A 19485-nucleotide genomic window follows, 5' to 3' on the forward strand; every position below is an offset into this window, starting at 1 on the left:
AAGCTATATAAGCCATAATGAAGGGAGAGAAACTCCTTGTTTGAATTAAATAATTTTGAGTCAATAAAAATTGGTCTTGCTTCGCCAGAAAAAATTAGAAGCTGGTCAAAAGGAGAAGTTAAAAAACCAGAAACAATTAATTACCGTACATTAAAACCAGAAAAGGAAGGACTATTCTGTGAAAAAATATTCGGTCCTACAAAAGACTGGGAATGTCATTGTGGAAAATATAAAAGAGTAAGATACAAAGGAATTATTTGTGACAGATGTGGTGTTGAAGTTACAAAGTCAAAAGTAAGACGCGAGAGAATGGGGCATATAGAGCTTGCTGCCCCTGTATCTCATATTTGGTATTTCAAAGGAATACCAAGTAGAATGGGACTATTATTAGATATGTCTCCTCGTTCCTTAGAAAAGGTACTGTATTTTGCTTCATATATTGTAACTGATCCTGGAGAAACTTCATTAAGTTATAAACAATTATTAAATGAAAACGAATATAGGGAATACAGAGAAAAATTTGGAAAAGCCTTTAAAGCTGCTATGGGTGCAGAAGCTATTAAAGACATTTTAAGCAAAATAGATTTAGAAAAGTTAACTAAGGAATTAAGATTAAAGCTTAGAGATAGCTCTGGGCAAAAGAGAATTAGAGCTATTAGAAGACTTGAAGTAGTAGAAGCATTTAGAAAATCTGGGAATAAGCCTGAATGGATGATTCTTGATGCAGTACCTGTAATTCCTCCAGATTTAAGACCAATGGTCCAATTAGATGGAGGTAGATTTGCTACTTCTGACTTAAATGACTTATATAGAAGAGTAATCAATAGAAATAATAGATTAAAAAGATTACTAGATTTAGGGGCTCCAGACATTATCGTTAGAAATGAAAAAAGAATGCTTCAAGAAGCAGTAGATGCATTAATTGACAATGGAAGAAGAGGTAGACCTGTAACAGGACCAGGAAACAGACCATTAAAATCACTATCAGATATGTTAAAAGGAAAACAAGGTAGATTTAGACAAAACCTACTTGGAAAACGTGTTGACTATTCAGGTCGTTCTGTTATTGTAGTAGGACCAGAACTAAAATTTTACCAATGTGGTCTGCCAAAAAAAATGGCATTAGAATTATTCAAGCCATTTATCATGAAGCGTCTTGTAAACGATGGATATGCACATAACATAAAGAGTGCTAAGAGAATGGTAGAGAGAGTGAGATCAGAGGTATGGGATGTATTAGCAGAAGTAATTAAAGAGCATCCAGTACTACTAAATCGTGCTCCTACACTTCATAGATTAGGAATTCAAGCGTTTGAGCCGATTTTGGTAGAAGGAAAGGCAATTAAGCTTCATCCTCTTGTTTGTACAGCATATAATGCTGACTTTGATGGAGACCAAATGGCTGTACACGTACCTCTTTCTGTAGAAGCACAAGCTGAAGCAAGATTTTTAATGCTTTCTACTAATAATATACTAGCACCAAAAGATGGATCTCCTATTACAACACCTACTCAGGATATGGTTCTTGGAAGTTATTACTTAACTATCGATATTGAAGGAGAACCAGGTGAAGGTATGATCTTCAAAGATATTGAAGAGATGTTAATGGCATACCAAAATGGTGTAGTGGGACTACATGCAAAAGTTAAGGTTAGAAGAAAATTAAGTGAAGATGATCCTGGTAAGCTTGTTGAGAGTACTGTAGGTAGATTTATCTTCAATGAGAAAATCCCACAAAACTTAGGATTTGTTGATAGAGAAAAAGATCCGTACTCTTTAGAAATTGATTTTCTTTGTGATAAGAAAAAGCTAGGAAAAATAATTGATAAATGTTTTAGAAAGTTTGGAAATACTACTACAGCAATTATGTTAGACCATATCAAACAAATGGGATTCCATTATTCTACAATTGGAGCTATTACCATTAGTGTATCTGATATGGAAATACCAAAAGAAAAAGAAAGATTGCTTTCAGAAGCAGATGAGATTGTAGATAAATATGAGAAAGCTTATAGAAGAGGCTTGATCTCTGATGAAGAAAGGTATGAAAGAGTAATCAGAACATGGTCAGAGACTACTGAAAAAGTAACAGATGCCCTTATGGCAAACTTAGGCCGTCTAAATAATGTGTTTATAATGGCGCATTCAGGAGCGAGAGGAAGTAAAAACCAAATACGTCAGCTTGGTGGTATGAGGGGACTTATGGCCAATGCATCAGGACATACAGTAGAACTTCCTATAAAAGCGAACTTCCGTGAAGGATTATCTGTTCTTGAATATTTTATATCTACTCACGGGGCAAGAAAAGGTCTTGCAGATACAGCTCTTAGAACGGCAGACTCTGGTTACTTAACAAGAAGATTAGTTGATGTCAGTCAAGATGTAATTATAAGAGAAGAAGACTGTGGTACAGATACAGGTGTTTACGTAGAAGCCTTTAAAGATGGAAATGAATTAATAGAAACATTATACGATAGACTTGTTGGAAGATATGCCTTTGAAGATGTAGTACATCCTCAAACAGGAGAGGTTTTGGTTGAGGCAGATAGAGAAATTTCAGAAGAAGATGCAGATAGAATCGTTAAAGCAGGCATTGAGAGAGTAAAAATAAGAACAGTTCTACACTGTAAAACAAGACATGGTGTATGTGCTCGTTGCTATGGAAGAAACTTAGCAACAGGAGAAGCTGTGAATGTAGGAGAAGCTGTTGGAATTATTGCTGCTCAATCTATCGGAGAACCAGGAACACAGCTTACGATGCGTACATTCCACACTGGTGGGGTTGCAGGAAATGACATTACACAAGGTTTACCTAGGGTTGAAGAGTTGTTTGAGGCTAGAAAGCCAAAAGGGCTTGCAATAATCACAGAAATTTCAGGTATAGTATCAATAAATGAAACTAAAAAGAATAAAGAAGTAATCGTAACAGGTGATGATGGAGAGCAAAGAACATACTCAATACCTTATGGATCAAGAATAAAGGTTAAAGAAGCACAAAGAATAGAAGCTGGAGATGAGATAACAGAAGGTTCTGTAAATCCTCACGATATCTTAAAAATTAAAGGTGTCGCTGGTGTTCAAGAATATCTTGTAAAAGAAGTACAAAGGGTTTACAAATTACAAGGTGTTGATATTAATGATAAGCATATTGAAGTTATTGTAAGACAGATGGTTTCAAAAGTAAAAATAGAAGATGCTGGAGATACAGAGCTTCTTCCAGGTGGATTAGTTAATATTCACGAATTTGAAGAAGTTAATAGACAGGTGGAAGAAGAAGGATTGACGCCAGCAACAGGACGAAGAGTACTTTTAGGAATTACAAAAGCATCTCTTGCTACAGAGTCATTCTTATCAGCAGCATCTTTCCAAGAAACAACAAGAGTGCTTACAGAAGCAGCAATCAAAGGGAAAGAAGATAATTTAATAGGATTAAAAGAAAACGTAATTATCGGTAAGTTGATTCCTGCTGGAACAGGAATGAAGAGATACAAAAATATTGCGATTGCACATGCAGATAGTGAATTGTAGTAACCATAAATTATCAGTTGACAGCATATAAACTTAGTGTTAGAATGATATAGTGTGTAAATTAAGAGATAGTTGACTTTTTAAATACCAAGAAAGATTATGTGAATTCACATAATCTTTCAGGTGTTTAATAAAGGAGGATACTATATGCTTGAACAATTAAAAAATCAAAAAAAATTAGTTGTTGGTACAAAGCAAGCTTTAAGAGCAGTGAAAGAAGATAGAGTTCAAACTCTGTTTATTGCTAAGGATGCAGAAAAGTATGTAACAAGAAATGTTGAAGAGGAAGCAAAAGCAAGAAATGTTCAAATTGTTTATGCAGAATCAATGAAAAAACTTGGAAAAGCTTGTGGAATCAATATAGGTGCTGCTACAGCAGCAATATTAAAGTAATTATGTGATAGTCATAGGTTTTTATCCTATGTAAATATAATTTGCTTTAAAATTTGGAAGGAGGTGTACAGGATGCCTACAATTAATCAATTAGTGCGCAAATCAAGAGAGAAAGTTGAATACAAATCAACTGCTCCAGCACTTCAAAAAGGTTTCAACTCTTTGCACAGAAAAAGTACTAATGTTAGTTCACCTCAAAAAAGAGGAGTTTGTACATCTGTAAAGACTGTAACTCCTAAGAAACCAAACTCAGCGTTAAGAAAAGTTGCCAGAGTAAGATTGACAAATGGTATTGAAGTAACTGCTTATATACCAGGAATTGGACACAATCTTCAAGAGCACAGCGTTGTGTTAATCAGAGGTGGAAGGGTAAAAGACTTACCAGGGGTTAGATACCATATTGTAAGAGGAACCCTTGATACTGCAGGAGTTCAAAACAGAAATCAAGCAAGATCTAAGTACGGTGCAAAGAAACCTAAAGAAAAGAAATAATTGATCGTCGAGCGAAAATGCGCCCATCTGAGGGGGGCTTAATATATATTGCATTTTAGCGCACGACGGCAATCTTAGGGGTTGTCGAGTACCGATGAGAGAATTTTGTTGTTAAGGAGGGAAGGAAAGTGCCAAGAAAAGGACATGTACCTAAAAGAGATGTACTACCAGATCCAGTATATGGAAGCAAGGTTGTAACAAAGCTAATCAATAACATTATGCTTGATGGTAAAAAAGGAACTGCACAAAGAATTGTTTATAATGCGTTTGCTATGATTCAAGAAAAAACAGGTGAGGATCCACTTGAAGTATTCGAAAAAGCAATGAACAACATTATGCCAGTTCTTGAAGTAAAGGCAAGACGTGTGGGTGGTGCAAACTATCAAGTGCCAGTAGAAGTAAGACCTGAAAGAAGACAAACATTAGGTCTAAGATGGTTAACTGCTTATTCTCGCAAGAGAGGCGAAAAAACAATGGATGAAAGATTAGCAAAAGAAATTATGGATGCTGCAAACAATACAGGAGCATCTGTTAAGAAGAAAGAAGATACACATAAAATGGCAGAAGCGAATAAAGCATTTGCACATTATAGATGGTAATAATTTTTTTATTGTAATATTGTCGCCAATATTGGGGACAATATTTTCTGTAGCAATACCGACACCGGAAAGGAGGAGAAATTGTGCCTAGACAGTTTCCGTTAGAGAAAACTCGTAACATAGGGATTATGGCCCATATTGATGCGGGGAAAACAACAACGACTGAAAGAATATTATTCTACACAGGTAGAACACATAAAATAGGTGAAGTTCATGAAGGCGGTGCAACAATGGACTGGATGGAGCAGGAGCAAGAAAGAGGTATTACAATTACTTCTGCGGCTACAACTGCTCAGTGGAAAGGTCACAGAATCAATATTATTGATACACCGGGCCACGTGGACTTTACAGTTGAAGTAGAAAGATCACTTCGTGTATTAGATGGTGCAGTAGCAGTATTCTGTGCTAAAGGTGGTGTTGAACCACAATCAGAAACAGTATGGCGCCAAGCAGAAAAATATAGAGTTCCTAGAATGGCATTTGTAAACAAAATGGATATTATGGGAGCTGATTTCTATAATGTTATAGAAATGATGAAGGATCGCTTAAAAGCAAATGCAGTTCCAATTCAATTGCCAATAGGAGCTGAAGATACTTTTGTAGGACTTGTAGACCTTATTGAAATGAATGCAAGAATCTACAAAGATGATTTAGGAAAAGAAATTGAAACTACAGAAATTCCAGCTGATATGATGGATAAAGCTGAAGAATATAGAATGGCATTAGTAGAAGCAGTTGCAGAAGCTGATGAAGAATTAATGATGAAATACCTTGAAGGGGAAGAACTTACAGTAGAAGAAATTAAAGAAGGAATTAGAAAGCAAACAATTGCAAACAATATGGTTCCTGTATGCTGTGGTTCTGCATATAAAAACAAGGGAGTTCAGTTGATGTTAGATGCTGTAGTTGATTTTATGCCATCTCCACTAGATATTCCACCTATTAAGGGAGTATTACCTGACTCAGAAGAGGAAGATGAAAGAGTGGCAGATGATAATGGACCATTCTCAGCATTAGCGTTTAAAATTATGGCAGACCCATTTGTAGGAAAGCTAGCTTTCTTTAGAGTATATTCAGGTACATTAAAATCAGGATCTTATGTTTATAACTCTACAAAAGGTAAAAAAGAAAGAATAGGACGTATTCTTCAAATGCATGCCAACAGTAGAGAAGAGATTTCTGAAGTATATGCAGGAGATATTGCTGCAGCAGTAGGTTTAAAAGATACAACAACTGGAGATACTTTATGTGATCAGGATAATCCAATTATCTTAGAGTCTATGGAATTCCCAGAGCCAGTTATTGAGATCGCTATTGAGCCAAAAACAAAAGCTGGTCAAGATAAGATGGGTATGGCTTTAGCAAAACTTGCTGAAGAAGATCCAACATTTAGAACATGGACAAATGAAGAAACAGGACAGACAATCATTGCGGGAATGGGTGAGCTTCACCTTGAAATTATCGTAGATAGATTGTTAAGAGAATTTAAAGTAGAAGCAAATATTGGTAAACCACAGGTTGCTTACAAAGAAACAATTACAGTACCTACAGAAGTGGATACAAAATATGCACGTCAGTCTGGTGGACGTGGACAATACGGACACGTTAAGCTTAGAGTTACACCAAAAGAACCGGGTACTGGATATGAATTCGTTAATTCAATTGTTGGAGGAGCTATTCCAAAGGAATACATTCCACATGTTGATGCAGGGGTTCAAAGTGCAATGGAAAATGGTGTAATTGCAGGATTCCCAGTGGTTGACGTTAAAGTTGAATTATATGATGGTTCTTACCATGAGGTAGACTCATCTGAAATGGCATTTAAGATTGCTGGTTCTATGGCGTTTAAAGAAGCAATGAAAAAAGCAAAACCAGTATTACTTGAGCCTTACTTCAAAGTTGAAGTTGTTGTACCAGAGGAGTACATGGGAGATGTTATCGGAGATATCAACTCTAGACGTGGAAAAATTGAAGGTATGGAGCCAAGATCAGGAGCTCAAGTAATTAGAGGATATGTGCCATTATCTGAAATGTTTGGATATGCAACAGACTTACGTTCCAAAACACAAGGGCGTGGAACATATGTAATGCAATTTGACCACTTTGAACAAGTGCCAAATAACATAGCTGAAAAAATTATAAATGGTAAATAATATGTTGCCAGAAAAAGATCTGGCAACACAATGAATATTTGTATAAGATTGAAAAGGAGGAGAAAAAATGGCAAAAGCTAAATTTGAGAGAAACAAACCGCATGTTAACATCGGAACAATCGGTCACGTTGACCATGGTAAAACAACATTAACAGCAGCAATTACAGTTACATTAAACAAAAGATATGGAACTGGAGAAGCAGTAGCATTTGATAACATTGATAAAGCTCCAGAAGAAAAAGAAAGAGGAATTACAATTTCAACAGCACACGTTGAGTATGAAACACCAAACAGACACTACGCACACGTAGACTGTCCAGGGCATGCTGACTACGTTAAGAACATGATTACAGGAGCAGCACAAATGGATGGAGCAATCCTAGTATGTGCAGCAACTGATGGTCCAATGCCACAAACAAGAGAGCACATCTTATTATCAAGACAAGTAGGTGTACCATACATCGTAGTATTCTTAAACAAGTGTGATATGGTAGATGACGAAGAGTTATTAGAATTAGTAGAAATGGAAATAAGAGAATTATTAAATGAATATGAATTCCCAGGAGATGATACACCAATCATCAAAGGATCAGCACTAGAAGCATTAAACGATCCAGAAGGACCATGGGGAGACAAGATTATAGAATTATTCGAAGCAATTGATGAATACATTCCAGAGCCAGAAAGAGATACAGATAAACCATTCATCATGCCAGTAGAAGACGTATTCTCAATCACAGGAAGAGGAACAGTTGCAACAGGAAGAGTAGAAAGAGGAGTATTAAAAGTACAAGATGAAGTAGAAATCGTAGGATTAACAGATGAGCCAAGAAAAGTAGTAGTAACAGGAGTAGAAATGTTTAGAAAGCTACTTGATCAAGCACAAGCAGGAGATAACATCGGAGCACTTCTAAGAGGTGTACAAAGAGATGAAATCGAAAGAGGACAAGTATTAGCAAAGCCAGGAACAATCAACCCACATACAAAATTCAAAGCAGAAGTATACGTATTAAAGAAAGAAGAAGGTGGAAGACATACACCATTCTTTAATGGATATAGACCACAATTCTACTTCAGAACAACAGATATTACAGGATCTGTTTCACTACCAGAAGGAGTAGAAATGTGCATGCCTGGAGACAACGTAACAATGGAAATTGAATTAATCAACCCAATTGCAATCGAAGAAGGATTAAGATTTGCAATCCGTGAGGGTGGAAGAACAGTTGGAGCAGGTGTTGTTGCTAGCATTATTGAATAATTTAAAATATAGCCGAGGGGACTCCCTCGGCTACAAAATAAAATAAGCAAATATAAAAATAGACATACAAAGAGCCAATGGCAAATGTCAGTGGCTGTTATTTATGCAAACCTACTATTAAAGCACAAAAAAAAATAAAAGTCAAGACTTGTTTAGTAATCAATAATAAAATATACTATAATAGTGTGTTTGCGGGACTGCGATGACGTGAAAGGTTGCCAAAACAATGCTTTGGGAAATTTTCACTGAGAATGTCCGTTCAAGAATCGGGCGACAGGATGTCAGTAGACTTTCGCTATAAAAAAACAAACGGGAACACCCGGGAGAGTGTACTGAGGTTCTAGTCGTACGTAAAAAAAACAATGCGTGCGATGAAAAGGAGGGAAACACAATGGCAAACAGCAAACAAAAAATTAGAATTAGACTAAAGGCTTATGATCACAAAATTTTAGATCAATCATCTGAGAAAATAGTAGAGACTGCAAAAAGAACAGGTGCAAATGTATCAGGTCCTGTTCCACTACCAACAGAAAAACAAATCATTACTATTTTAAGAGCTGTTCATAAATATAAAGATTCTAGAGAACAGTTTGAACAAAGAACACATAAGAGATTGATTGACATCTTAAATCCAACACCAAAAACTGTTGATGCATTAATGAGATTAGATTTACCAGCAGGTGTTGATATTGAGATTAAATTATAATGCGTGTAACTACTAAGAAGTAGGTTTATATATATTCCTATACCTCTCTTAGTATGATTACCATATTAAGTGTAATCCGCTGTAAGAATATCAGGAGGTGTAAAAAATGAAAGGGATTTTAGGAAAAAAAATCGGAATGACACAAATTTTCACTGAAGAAGGTTCTGTGATTCCTGTAACAGTTGTAGAAGCTGGTCCTGTTTATGTAACTCAAGTAAAAACTGTGGATACAGATGGATACAACGCGATTCAAATCGGATATGAAGATAAAAAAGAGAACAAAACGAACAAACCACAAAAAGGACACTTTGCAAAAGCGGGAGTACCTGCTAAAAAGTTCTTAAAAGAATTCTGTGTAGAAGATACTGCTGCGTATAAAGTTGGGCAAGAAATCAAAGTTGATATTTTTGCTGAGGGAAGTAAAGTGGATGTTGTGGGAACTTCAAAAGGTAAAGGAACACAAGGTCCGATTAAAAGACATAATCAAGCAAGAGGACCTATGTCTCATGGTTCTAAATACCATAGAGGACCAGGTTCATTAGGAGCGAGTTCATTCCCAAGTAGAGTATTTAAAGGAATGAAAGCAGCTGGAAGAATGGGAAATGAACAAGTAACAATCCAAAACCTTGAAGTTGTAAAAGTGGATGTAGAGAGAAATCTTTTATTAATAAAAGGAGCAATTCCAGGGCCTAAGGGCGGCGTTATTACAATTAAAGAAAGCGTTAAGGCTAAGTAATAATCTAGCTACAGAAGGGAGGAAGTAAAATGCCAAAGGTTGATTTATATAATGTTTCAGGTCAACAAGTAGGTGAAATAGAATTAAACGAAAACATCTTCGGAGCTGAAATAAATACAAGTGTATTACATGAAGTAGTAAAAAATTACCTAGCAAACCAAAGACAAGGTACACAATCTGCAAAAACTAGAGCAGAAGTTAGAGGTGGCGGTAGAAAGCCATGGAGACAAAAAGGAACAGGTAGAGCACGTCAAGGAAGTATCAGAGCACCACATTGGGTTGGTGGTGGAGTAGTATTTGCACCAAAGCCAAGAGATTACAGATATACACTACCTAAAAAAGTTAAAAGACTTGCAATGAAGTCTGCTTTAAGTTCTAAGGTACAAGCAAATGAAATGGTTGTTTTAGATGAATTAAAAATGGATGCATATAAAACAAAAGATATGGTAAATATCTTAAACAACTTAAAAGCAGAAAAGAAAGCATTAATTGTTCTTGATGAAAAAGATGATTATATCATCAAATCTGCTAAAAATATTCCAGGAGTAACAACAACACTTGTTAATACGTTAAATGTTTATGATATTTTAAATCATGACAAGTTTATCGTTACTAAAGACGCGGTACACAAGATAGAGGAGGTGTACGCATAATGACAGCATACGATATTATTAAAAAGCCATTAATCAGTGAAAGAAGTATGGATGATATGGCTGATAAAAAATACACTTTCATTGTTGATATAAGAGCGAATAAAACAGAAATTAAAAAAGCTGTTGAAGAAATCTTCGGTGTAGAAGTAGAAAAAGTCAACACAGTACGTGTAAAAGGTAAATATAAGAGAATGGGAATGAATGTAGGTAAGAGACCAGATAGAAAAAAAGCAATTGTAAAGTTGACTCCTAACAGCAAAGAAATCGAGTTCTTTGAAGGTATGTAGTACGTTTACAGTATGAATGAAAGAAGGAGGGAAATGCCATGGGAATTAAGAAGTTTAAACCAACTTCTCCAGCGTTAAGACAAATGACTGTTTCAACGTTCGAAGAAATTACAAAAAAAGAACCAGAAAAGTCATTGCTAGTGCCACTTAACAAAAAAGCTGGTAGAAATGCACAAGGTAAGATTACAGTTCGTCATAGAGGTGGCGGTGCAAAGAGAAAATATAGATTGATTGACTTCAAAAGAAATAAAGATGGTATACCTGCTAAAGTTACTGCGATAGAATATGATCCTAATAGATCTGCAAATATTGCACTTTTGACTTACGCAGATGGAGAAAAGAGATATATCATTGCTCCTAACAAATTAAATGTTGGAGATGTGATTGTATCTGGAGAAGGTGCAGACATAAAAGTAGGAAATGCACTAAAATTAAAAGATATTCCAGTAGGTACAATTATCCACAACATTGAATTAAAACCTGGAAAAGGAGCTCAATTAGTTAGAGCAGCAGGAAATTCTGCTCAATTAATGGCTAAAGAAGGTAAATACGCTCAAGTTAGATTACCTTCCGGTGAAGTTAGATTAATAAGCATTAACTGCAAAGCAACAATTGGTCAAGTAGGAAACTTAGATCATGAAAATATTACAATAGGTAAAGCTGGACGTAAACGTCATATGGGCATTAGACCTACTGTAAGAGGTTCTGTAATGAACCCTAATGATCACCCACATGGTGGTGGAGAAGGTAGATCGCCTGTAGGAAGACCTTCACCAATGACTCCTTGGGGTAAACCAGCTATGGGATACAAAACAAGAAAGAAAAATAAAGCATCAGATAAATTCATTATTAAGAGAAGAAATCAGAAATAGTAGAGGAAACGAGGTCATGGAAAAAAATAGGACCTTGGCCTCATAGTCCTCAGGTCAAGTAGATGAAGTTACCGAAGGGAGGAAAAGTAGCTATGAGTAGATCCTTAAAAAAAGGACCTTTTGTTGAGCCAAAGCTTTTACGTAGAATAGAAGAGATGAATGAAAAAAATGAGAAAAAAGTATTAAAAACATGGTCAAGAGCATCAACAATATTTCCACAAATGATAGGACATACGATTGCTGTACATGATGGAAGAAAACATGTACCTGTTTATATAACAGAAGATATGGTTGGACATAAACTAGGTGAATTTGCACCTACAAGAACTTATAGAGGCCATGCAGATAACGAAAAATCATCTAAGGTTAAGAAATAGTGAGATAGATACGGAAGGAGGTTACTAAGATGGAAGCTAGAGCGATCGCAAAATATGTTCGTATATCTCCAAGAAAATTAAAGCCAATCACTGATATGGTTAGAGGAATGAATGTAGATGAAGCATTAGCAATATTAGAATACACACCAAGAGCTGGTGCACCAGTACTTTCAAAAGTAATTAAATCAGCAAAGGCTAATGCTGAAAACAACCATGAAATGGATGCGGATAAATTATATATCGCTGAAATATATGCAAATCAAGGTCCTACAATGAAGAGATGGAGAGCAGCTTCAATGGGACGCGGTGTGAAAATATTAAAAAGAACAAGTCATGTAGGGGTTGTATTAAAAGAAAGATAATAAGAAGGAGGGATATGTAGTGGGTCAAAAAGTAAGTCCACACGGCTTAAGAGTTGGAGTAATCAAAGATTGGGACTCCAAGTGGTATGCAGATAAAGCAAATTTTGCGGACCTTCTAATAGAAGATAACAAGATTCGTAAGTTTGTTAAAAATAAACTTTATACATCTGGAATTGCAAGAATTGTTATAGAAAGAGCTGCAAACAATAAAGTGAAGGTAAATGTGTTTACAGCAAAACCAGGTATGGTTATTGGTAAAGCAGGAGCAGGTGTTGAAGAATTAAGAAAAGAACTTGAAAAATTAACAGGAAAAAGCGTAATTGTAAATGTTAATGAAGTAAAAAGAGCGGAAATGGAAGCACAGTTAGTTGCTGAAAATGTTGCGTTTTCACTTGAACGAAGAGTGTCATTCAGAAGAGCTATGAAACAAGCTATTGGTAGAACAATGAAGGCTGGAGCTGAAGGTATCAAAGTTATGGTATCTGGAAGACTTGGTGGCGCTGAAATGGCAAGAAGTGAAAAATATAGTGAAGGAAATGTACCACTTCACACATTAAGAGCGGATATTGACTATGGTTTCGCTGAAGCAGATACTACTTACGGAAAACTTGGTGTAAAGGTATGGATAAATAAAGGAGAAGTTCTTCCTGAAACAAGCGAAGCTGTTAAAGAAATGAGAAGAGCAAATAGAACAAAACAAGAATTTAAACCTAGAAAAGCAAGAAAAGACAATCGTAGAAATGAAGGAAAGTAGTTTTTAACGGAGGGAAGGAGGAATCAGACGATGTTAATGCCTAAGAGAGTGAAGCGTCGTAGAGTGCATAGAGGCAGAATGAAAGGTACAGCACAAAGAGGCAATAAAATAACTTATGGAGAATATGGAATCATGGCTCTTGAGCCAGCGTGGATTACTTCAAACCAAATAGAAGCTGCCAGAATTGCTATGACGAGATCTATAAAAAGAGGGGGAAAAGTTTGGATTAAAATATTCCCTCATAAGCCAGTGACACAAAAACCTGCTGAAACACGTATGGGTGCTGGTAAAGGTTCTCCAGAATATTGGGTAGCAGTAGTAAAACCAGGTAGAATTATGTTTGAATTAGCAGGTGTATCTGAAGAAAAAGCTAGAGAAGCTATGAGACTTGCAATTAACAAGCTACCTATTAAATGTAAATTTGTAACACGTCAAGATACAGAAAAGGGTGGTGAAGCTAATGAAAGCTAATAAGCTTCATGATATGACTGTACAAGAGTTAAATAATAAACTTATGGAACTAAAAAATGAACTTTTCAACTTGAGATTCCAATTAGCTACAGGTCAGCTTGAGAATCCAATGAGAGTAAAAAGTGTAAGAAAAGAAATTGCGCGTACAAAAACCATCCTTAGAGAGAAAGAATTAAAGAAAAACGCATAAGTAAGGATATGGAAGGAGGGCTTTACTCGTGGAAAGAGGAAGAAGAAAGTCTAGAGTAGGACGTGTAGTTAGTGACAAAATGGATAAAACTATTGTAGTAGCAGTAGAAGATTTTGTACGTCACCCACTATACGGAAAAGCAGTAAAAAGAACTAAGAAATTTAAAGCTCACGATGAAAATAATGAGTGTAGAATCGGCGATAGAGTAAAAATTATGGAAACTAGACCATTAAGTAAAGATAAAAGATGGAGACTAGTAAACATCGTAGAAAGAGCTAAGTAATTGTATAACCGGAGGGAGGTATTACTATGATTCAACAAGAATCACGCCTAAAAGTTGCAGATAATTCAGGAGCAAAAGAATTACTATGTATCCGTGTACTAGGTGGTTCAAAGCGTAAATATGCAAATATTGGCGACATCATTGTTTGTGCAGTAAAAGATGCAACACCAGGCGGTGTTGTTAAAAAAGGACAAGTTGTTAAGGCTGTTGTAGTAAGAAGTAAACATGGTGCTAGACGTGTTGACGGAAGCTATATCAAATTTGACGAAAATGCAGCAGTTGTTATAAAAGAAGATAAAACTCCTGTAGGAACTCGTATTTTCGGACCGGTTGCAAGAGAATTAAGAGAAAGAGATTTTATGAAAATCGTTTCACTTGCACCAGAAGTATTATAGCTTAAGGAGGTGTAATGAATGCACGTTAAAAAAGGTGATACAGTAGTTGTTATTTCAGGAAAAGATAAAGGAAAAAAAGGTAAAGTAATAGAAGCTATGCCGAAAAAAAATAGAGTAATCGTTGAAGGTGTAAACATGCTTACAAAGCATCAAAAGCCAAACGCAAAGGTGCAACAAGGTGGAATTATTCACCAAGAAGGACCAATTCATGTTTCAAATGTAATGCTTTGGGATAAAAAAGCTAATGCACCAACAAGAGTAGGATATAAAGTATTAGAAAACGGTAAAAAAGTAAGAGTATCTAGAAAGACCGGAGAAGTAATTGAGTAATATTTAAGCTTGAAGGGAGGTCAAAACTGTGGCTAGATTAAAAGAACTATACAATAAAGAGATTGCAAAAGCTTTAATGGAAAAGTTCGGATATAAAAGCACAATGGAAATTCCAAAACTTGAAAAAGTAGTTGTAAATATGGGCCTAGGAGATGCAAAAGATAATGCAAAACTTCTAGAAGTAGCTGTAGAGGAATTAGCTACAATAACTGGACAAAAGCCTATTGTTACTAGAGCAAAAAAATCTGTTGCAAACTTTAAAGTTCGTGAAGGTATGCCTGTTGGAGCTAAAGTAACATTAAGAGGCGAAAAAATGTTTGAATTTGTTGATAGATTATTCAACATTTCTTTACCAAGGGTAAGAGACTTTAGAGGTGTAAATCCTAATTCATTTGATGGTAGAGGTAATTATGCATTAGGAGTTAAAGAGCAATTAATATTCCCTGAAATTGAATATGATAAAGTTGACAAAGTAAGAGGAATGGATATAATTTTCGTTACGACTGCGAAAACTGATGAGGAAGCACGCGAGTTATTAAGATTATTAGGAATGCCATTCGCTAGATAAGGAGGGAAAGTAGTGGCTAGAAAAGCTCTTGTAGTGAAACAGCAAAGAAAACAAAAATTCTCAACTAGAGAATATAATAGATGTCGAATTTGTGGAAGACCACATGCCTATTTAAGAAAATTTGGTATATGCCGTATTTGTTTTAGAGAATTAGCTTACAAAGGTGAAATACCAGGAGTTAAGAAGGCAAGCTGGTAAGGAATATAGGGAAGGAGGTAATATAACCATGATGACAGATCCAATCGCAGATATGCTTACACGTATAAGAAATGCAAATACAGTGAGACATGAGTCAGTAGACGTTCCTGCTTCAAACATGAAAAAGTCAATTGCTGAAATTCTTTTAAAAGAAGGATTTATCAAAGGATATGATGTAATTGAAGATGGAAAACAAGGTATTATTAGAATACAAATGAAGTACGGAAATAATAAAGAAAGAGTTATTAGTGGTCTTAAGAAAATTTCTAAACCAGGTTTAAGAGTTTATGCAAAGAAAGATGAAATACCAAAGGTATTAGGTGGCCTAGGAATAGCTATTCTTTCAACTTCTAACGGTATTGTTACAGATAAGGAAGCTAGAAAACTAGGTGCAGGAGGAGAAGTTATCTGCTACGTTTGGTAATAGATAATTTTAAGGTATAGGAGGTGCAGCTATGTCAAGGATAGGAAGATTGCCAATCACGATCCCAGACGGTGTAGAAATCAAGATTGATGAAAAAAATCTTGTTACAGTGAAAGGCCCAAAAGGACAATTACAAGAACAGATTCATAAAGATATGAAGATTACTATAGAAGGAACAGAATTAAAAGTAGAAAGACCTACAAACAATAAAAATCATAGATCTTTACATGGATTAAGCCGTACATTAATTAACAATATGATTGTCGGCGTAACAAAAGGCTATGAGAAAAAGCTGCAAGTGAATGGAGTAGGTTATCGTGCAGCAAAACAAGGAAATAAACTTAATTTAACTTTAGGATTTTCACATCCAGTAGAGATGGTTGATCCAGAAGGTATAACAACAGAAGTTCCAAACCCAAATGAAATTATTGTTAAGGGAATTAATAAGCAATTAGTTGGAAACTATGCTGCAAAAATTAGAGCTTGGAGAGAGCCAGAGCCATACAAAGGCAAAGGAATTAGATATGCTGATGAAGTAATCCGTCGTAAGGAAGGTAAAGCAGGTAAGTAGTAGGAAAGGAGTGAAATGAAGTGATCAAGAAAGAGAGCAAAAACTTAAGAAGACAAAAAAGACACTTAAGAATCCGCAATAAAGTGTCTGGAACTCCTGAACGTCCAAGATTAAGTATATATAGAAGTTTAAACAATATGTATGCACAAATTATTGATGATGTAAAAGGGCATACATTAGTTTCTGCTTCTACTTTAGATAAAGAAGTTAAGGAAAAAGTAAGCAAAGGAGGCAACAAAGAAGCTGCTAAATTAGTAGGTGAGATTGTTGCAAAGAGAGCATTAGAAAAAGGAATAAATGCTGTTGTATTTGATAGAGGCGGATACATTTATCATGGAAGAGTAAAAGAACTAGCAGAAGGTGCAAGAGAAGCTGGTTTGAAATTCTAGGAGAAGGAGGGAAATGAATGAAACGTCAACTAATTGATGCGAGCAAACTGGACTTAAAAGAGACAGTTATTAATATAAGCCGTGTAACAAAAGTTGTTAAAGGTGGTAGAACCTTCAGATTTAGTGCAACTGTTGTAGTTGGAGATGAAAACGGATACGTTGGAATTGGTTCAGGAAAAGCTCAGGAAATTCCTGATGCTATTAGAAAAGGAATTGAAGAAGCGAAAAAGAATCTTATATATGTTCCAAGAGTAGGAACAACAATCCCTCATAGAATAGAGGGCCATTTTGGTGCTGGACGCGTATTACTTATGCCAGCTAAAGAAGGTACAGGAGTTATTGCAGGTGGACCTGTACGTGCGGTTTTAGAGTTTGCAGGAATTAAAGATGTAAGAGCAAAATCTTTAGGAACAAATAACACAAGAAATATGGTTAATGCGACAATAGACGGCTTGAAAAAACTAAAAACTGTTGAAGAAGTTGCAAGATTAAGAGGTAAAACTGTAGAGGAATTATTAGGTTAGGAGGGGAAAGACCTTGGCTAAAATGTTAAGAATAACATTAGTAAAAAGTACCATTGGGTCCAAGCCTCAACATAGAAAAACAATCGAAGCGCTAGGACTAAAAAAAATTAGACAAGTAGTGGAAAAGCAAGACAACCCTCAAATGAGAGGAATGGTTGAAAAAGTTAAGCATTTAGTGAAAGTTGAAGAAATATAGGTTAAGGAGGTGTAACCATGAAGCTACATGAGTTAAGACCAGCTGAAGGATCAACAAAAAATGTAAAAAGACTAGGAAGAGGAACTGCTACTGGTCAAGGTAAAACTGCTGGCCGTGGACAAAAAGGACAAAAATCTCGTAGCGGTGGTGGTGTAAAGCCAGGATTCGAAGGTGGCCAAATGCCTCTATATAGAAGACTACCTAAGAGAGGTTTTACAAACATATTTAAAAAGCAATGGACAATTGTTAATTTAGATGTATTAAATAAATTTGATGAAGGTACTGTTGTAACTCCTGAATTGCTTTTAGAAACAGGCGTAATCAAAAAAGTTGTTGACGGAGTAAAAGTACTAGGAAACGGAGAACTACAAAAGAAGATAACTGTACAGGCTCATAAATTCAGCCAGTCAGCTGTAGAAAAAATTGAAGCTGCTGGAGGAAAGGCAGAGGTGATTTAACGTGCTATCTACCCTACGAAATGCTTGGAAAATTCCTGATTTAAGAAAGAGAATGCTATATACCTTGATGATGTTGGTGGTATTTAGATTAGGATCAAACATTCCTGTTCCTGGAATAAACAGAACGATCTTAGAACAGTTGTTTAAACAAGGGGAAAGTGGTCTGTTTGGTTTGTTTAATCTATTTTCAGGAGGAGCTTTTAGAAAGTTTACAATATTTGCTTTAAGTATTACACCATATATCACCTCATCTATCATTATGCAGCTTTTAACAATTGCAATTCCTAGTCTAGAAGCATTAGCTAGAGAGGGAGAAGAAGGAAGAAAAAAGATAGCACAGTACACAAGATATGGGACAGTTATACTCGCTTTGATCCAAGCTATTGGTGTAAGTGTTGGATTATTCCGTCAAGCGCTTATATCATATGATTTTTGGTCAGTAAGTATTGTAGTACTTACATTAACAGCAGGAACGGCTTTCTTAATGTGGTTAGGGGAGCAAATTACTGAAAATGGAATTGGAAATGGTATTTCATTGATTATTTTTGCAGGAATCATTTCTAGAGTTCCGTTAGGGTTTGTTCATACTTTCCAAAAACTTAGCGTAGGTGAAGTTTCTATCGTTTCTTTAATTATATTTGCAATACTTGCAGTATTCATTATTGCAGGTGTAGTAGCAATTCAGCAAGGTACAAGAAAAATTCCTGTACAATATGCAAAAAGAGTTGTTGGAAGAAAAATGTATGGAGGACATAGTACTCATATTCCATTAAAAGTTAATCAAGCGGGAGTTATACCTGTAATATTTGCAGTTTCATTACTTCAATTCCCATTAACATTAACTTATTTCTTTCAAGGCGGTGGGTTTGCAAGCTTTGTACAAAAATATTTGTCACCAGCAGGAAGTCCTGGAATTTGGATATATTCTATTTTAAATGTTGCTTTAATTATATTCTTTACTTACTTCTATACAGCAGTTACATTTAACCCTATAGAAGTTGCAGAGAATATGAAAAAGCATGGAGGTTTCATTCCAGGAATTAGACCAGGAAAACCAACTTCAGAGTATTTAAATAAAGTATTAACAAGAATTACTTTGGCAGGTGCTGTATTCCTTGCAGGAATTACTGTAATGCCTACAATTATACTGCAATTTACAAATCTTCAATTTAGATTTGGTGGAACATCCTTACTTATTGCAGTAGGGGTTGCATTAGAGACGATGAAGCAAGTAGAAGCACAAATGATGATGAGACATTACCAAGGTTTCTTAAAATAGGAGTATTCATGGGGAGAATTCCCCATGCGTTACTTC

The 19485-nt window shown here is 35.6% G+C and carries 28 protein-coding genes; all 28 read left to right on the forward strand.

Annotated elements, in window-relative coordinates; translation table 11 throughout:
- Positions 1–36: 36 nt before the first annotated feature.
- Positions 37–3528: a DNA-directed RNA polymerase subunit beta' gene (gene rpoC, locus FQB35_RS01600; RefSeq protein WP_148808235.1), complete on the forward strand. Its 3492-nt coding sequence runs from the start codon at positions 37–39 to the stop codon at positions 3526–3528.
- Between the two features lie 147 nt (positions 3529–3675).
- Positions 3676–3921, forward strand: coding sequence for a ribosomal L7Ae/L30e/S12e/Gadd45 family protein (locus tag FQB35_RS01605; protein WP_148808236.1), 246 nt, complete (start codon positions 3676–3678; stop codon positions 3919–3921).
- Positions 3922–3993: 72 nt separating this feature from the next.
- Positions 3994–4413, forward strand: a complete 420-nt coding sequence (rpsL, locus tag FQB35_RS01610) for a 30S ribosomal protein S12 (protein WP_148808237.1) — start codon at positions 3994–3996, stop codon at positions 4411–4413.
- A 128-nt stretch (positions 4414–4541) separates the two neighbouring features.
- Complete coding sequence (gene rpsG, locus FQB35_RS01615) at positions 4542–5012, forward strand: 30S ribosomal protein S7 (protein ID WP_148808238.1); 471 nt, start codon at positions 4542–4544, stop codon at positions 5010–5012.
- An 83-nt stretch (positions 5013–5095) separates the two neighbouring features.
- Complete coding sequence (fusA, locus tag FQB35_RS01620) at positions 5096–7165, forward strand: elongation factor G (protein ID WP_148808239.1); 2070 nt, start codon at positions 5096–5098, stop codon at positions 7163–7165.
- Between the two features lie 67 nt (positions 7166–7232).
- Complete coding sequence (gene tuf / locus FQB35_RS01625) at positions 7233–8426, forward strand: elongation factor Tu (RefSeq protein WP_148808226.1); 1194 nt, start codon at positions 7233–7235, stop codon at positions 8424–8426.
- Positions 8427–8817: 391 nt separating this feature from the next.
- The gene (gene rpsJ, locus FQB35_RS01630) at positions 8818–9132 is read left to right on the forward strand and encodes a 30S ribosomal protein S10 (protein WP_148808240.1); all 315 of its coding nucleotides are present in this window, start codon (positions 8818–8820) and stop codon (positions 9130–9132) included.
- A 106-nt stretch (positions 9133–9238) separates the two neighbouring features.
- On the forward strand, positions 9239–9868 hold the full coding sequence (gene rplC, locus FQB35_RS01635; protein ID WP_148808241.1) for a 50S ribosomal protein L3: 630 nt from the start codon (positions 9239–9241) through the stop codon (positions 9866–9868).
- 29 nt (positions 9869–9897) lie between these two features.
- Positions 9898–10521, forward strand: a complete 624-nt coding sequence (gene rplD / locus FQB35_RS01640) for a 50S ribosomal protein L4 (protein ID WP_148808242.1) — start codon at positions 9898–9900, stop codon at positions 10519–10521.
- Entirely contained in the window at positions 10521–10808 is a 288-nt protein-coding gene (gene rplW / locus FQB35_RS01645) for a 50S ribosomal protein L23 (protein ID WP_148808243.1), read from the forward strand. The genes rplD and rplW overlap by 1 nt, the downstream gene beginning before the upstream one ends.
- Before the next feature lie 38 nt (positions 10809–10846).
- Positions 10847–11680: a 50S ribosomal protein L2 gene (gene rplB, locus FQB35_RS01650; RefSeq protein WP_148808244.1), complete on the forward strand. Its 834-nt coding sequence runs from the start codon at positions 10847–10849 to the stop codon at positions 11678–11680.
- Between the two features lie 92 nt (positions 11681–11772).
- On the forward strand, positions 11773–12057 hold the full coding sequence (gene rpsS, locus FQB35_RS01655) for a 30S ribosomal protein S19 (RefSeq protein ID WP_148808245.1): 285 nt from the start codon (positions 11773–11775) through the stop codon (positions 12055–12057).
- A gap of 29 nt (positions 12058–12086) precedes the next feature.
- Positions 12087–12419, forward strand: a complete 333-nt coding sequence (gene rplV / locus FQB35_RS01660) for a 50S ribosomal protein L22 (RefSeq protein WP_148808246.1) — start codon at positions 12087–12089, stop codon at positions 12417–12419.
- 19 nt (positions 12420–12438) lie between these two features.
- Positions 12439–13173, forward strand: coding sequence for a 30S ribosomal protein S3 (rpsC, locus tag FQB35_RS01665; protein WP_148808247.1), 735 nt, complete (start codon positions 12439–12441; stop codon positions 13171–13173).
- Between the two features lie 30 nt (positions 13174–13203).
- A complete protein-coding gene (rplP, locus tag FQB35_RS01670) occupies positions 13204–13644 on the forward strand; it encodes a 50S ribosomal protein L16 (protein WP_148808248.1) in 441 nt (146 codons plus the stop codon).
- Entirely contained in the window at positions 13634–13834 is a 201-nt protein-coding gene (gene rpmC, locus FQB35_RS01675) for a 50S ribosomal protein L29 (protein ID WP_148808249.1), read from the forward strand. The genes rplP and rpmC overlap by 11 nt, the downstream gene beginning before the upstream one ends.
- 28 nt (positions 13835–13862) lie before the next feature.
- Complete coding sequence (rpsQ, locus tag FQB35_RS01680) at positions 13863–14117, forward strand: 30S ribosomal protein S17 (protein ID WP_148808250.1); 255 nt, start codon at positions 13863–13865, stop codon at positions 14115–14117.
- Between the two features lie 26 nt (positions 14118–14143).
- Entirely contained in the window at positions 14144–14512 is a 369-nt protein-coding gene (rplN, locus tag FQB35_RS01685; protein WP_148808251.1) for a 50S ribosomal protein L14, read from the forward strand.
- An 18-nt stretch (positions 14513–14530) separates the two neighbouring features.
- A complete protein-coding gene (rplX, locus tag FQB35_RS01690) occupies positions 14531–14842 on the forward strand; it encodes a 50S ribosomal protein L24 (protein WP_148808252.1) in 312 nt (103 codons plus the stop codon).
- 28 nt (positions 14843–14870) lie between these two features.
- Positions 14871–15410, forward strand: a complete 540-nt coding sequence (gene rplE, locus FQB35_RS01695) for a 50S ribosomal protein L5 (protein ID WP_148808253.1) — start codon at positions 14871–14873, stop codon at positions 15408–15410.
- Between the two features lie 12 nt (positions 15411–15422).
- A complete protein-coding gene (locus FQB35_RS01700) occupies positions 15423–15608 on the forward strand; it encodes a type Z 30S ribosomal protein S14 (RefSeq protein WP_148808254.1) in 186 nt (61 codons plus the stop codon).
- A gap of 31 nt (positions 15609–15639) precedes the next feature.
- Positions 15640–16032, forward strand: coding sequence for a 30S ribosomal protein S8 (gene rpsH / locus FQB35_RS01705; RefSeq protein ID WP_207707368.1), 393 nt, complete (start codon positions 15640–15642; stop codon positions 16030–16032).
- A 31-nt stretch (positions 16033–16063) separates the two neighbouring features.
- Positions 16064–16603 (forward strand): 50S ribosomal protein L6, encoded by a 540-nt coding sequence (gene rplF / locus FQB35_RS01710; RefSeq protein ID WP_148808256.1) that lies wholly within the window; start codon positions 16064–16066, stop codon positions 16601–16603.
- 20 nt (positions 16604–16623) lie between these two features.
- A complete protein-coding gene (rplR, locus tag FQB35_RS01715) occupies positions 16624–16992 on the forward strand; it encodes a 50S ribosomal protein L18 (RefSeq protein ID WP_148808257.1) in 369 nt (122 codons plus the stop codon).
- A 17-nt stretch (positions 16993–17009) separates the two neighbouring features.
- The gene (rpsE, locus tag FQB35_RS01720) at positions 17010–17516 is read left to right on the forward strand and encodes a 30S ribosomal protein S5 (protein ID WP_148808258.1); all 507 of its coding nucleotides are present in this window, start codon (positions 17010–17012) and stop codon (positions 17514–17516) included.
- A gap of 13 nt (positions 17517–17529) precedes the next feature.
- Positions 17530–17712 (forward strand): 50S ribosomal protein L30, encoded by a 183-nt coding sequence (gene rpmD, locus FQB35_RS01725; protein ID WP_148808259.1) that lies wholly within the window; start codon positions 17530–17532, stop codon positions 17710–17712.
- Between the two features lie 17 nt (positions 17713–17729).
- A complete protein-coding gene (rplO, locus tag FQB35_RS01730) occupies positions 17730–18170 on the forward strand; it encodes a 50S ribosomal protein L15 (protein WP_148808260.1) in 441 nt (146 codons plus the stop codon).
- 1 nt (position 18171) lies between these two features.
- A complete protein-coding gene (secY, locus tag FQB35_RS01735; protein WP_148808261.1) occupies positions 18172–19449 on the forward strand; it encodes a preprotein translocase subunit SecY in 1278 nt (425 codons plus the stop codon).
- Positions 19450–19485: the final 36 nt, after the last annotated feature.

It is taken from the genome of Crassaminicella thermophila, from assembly GCF_008152325.1.
Taxonomy (GTDB): Bacteria; Bacillota; Clostridia; order Peptostreptococcales; family Thermotaleaceae; genus Crassaminicella_A; species Crassaminicella_A thermophila.

Coding starts and splice junctions, on each gene's coding strand:
- FQB35_RS01605 (WP_148808236.1), top strand. CDS start 3,676: ATGCTTGAACAATTAAAAAATCAAAAAAAATTAGTTGTTGGTACAAAG.
- rpsL (WP_148808237.1), top strand. CDS start 3,994: ATGCCTACAATTAATCAATTAGTGCGCAAATCAAGAGAGAAAGTTGAA.
- tuf (WP_148808226.1), top strand. CDS start 7,233: ATGGCAAAAGCTAAATTTGAGAGAAACAAACCGCATGTTAACATCGGA.
- rpsJ (WP_148808240.1), top strand. CDS start 8,818: ATGGCAAACAGCAAACAAAAAATTAGAATTAGACTAAAGGCTTATGAT.
- rplC (WP_148808241.1), top strand. CDS start 9,239: ATGAAAGGGATTTTAGGAAAAAAAATCGGAATGACACAAATTTTCACT.
- rplD (WP_148808242.1), top strand. CDS start 9,898: ATGCCAAAGGTTGATTTATATAATGTTTCAGGTCAACAAGTAGGTGAA.
- rplW (WP_148808243.1), top strand. CDS start 10,521: ATGACAGCATACGATATTATTAAAAAGCCATTAATCAGTGAAAGAAGT.
- rplB (WP_148808244.1), top strand. CDS start 10,847: ATGGGAATTAAGAAGTTTAAACCAACTTCTCCAGCGTTAAGACAAATG.
- rpsS (WP_148808245.1), top strand. CDS start 11,773: ATGAGTAGATCCTTAAAAAAAGGACCTTTTGTTGAGCCAAAGCTTTTA.
- rplV (WP_148808246.1), top strand. CDS start 12,087: ATGGAAGCTAGAGCGATCGCAAAATATGTTCGTATATCTCCAAGAAAA.
- rplP (WP_148808248.1), top strand. CDS start 13,204: ATGTTAATGCCTAAGAGAGTGAAGCGTCGTAGAGTGCATAGAGGCAGA.
- rpmC (WP_148808249.1), top strand. CDS start 13,634: ATGAAAGCTAATAAGCTTCATGATATGACTGTACAAGAGTTAAATAAT.
- rplN (WP_148808251.1), top strand. CDS start 14,144: ATGATTCAACAAGAATCACGCCTAAAAGTTGCAGATAATTCAGGAGCA.
- rplX (WP_148808252.1), top strand. CDS start 14,531: ATGCACGTTAAAAAAGGTGATACAGTAGTTGTTATTTCAGGAAAAGAT.
- rpsH (WP_207707368.1), top strand. CDS start 15,640: ATGACAGATCCAATCGCAGATATGCTTACACGTATAAGAAATGCAAAT.
- rplF (WP_148808256.1), top strand. CDS start 16,064: ATGTCAAGGATAGGAAGATTGCCAATCACGATCCCAGACGGTGTAGAA.
- rpsE (WP_148808258.1), top strand. CDS start 17,010: ATGAAACGTCAACTAATTGATGCGAGCAAACTGGACTTAAAAGAGACA.
- rplO (WP_148808260.1), top strand. CDS start 17,730: ATGAAGCTACATGAGTTAAGACCAGCTGAAGGATCAACAAAAAATGTA.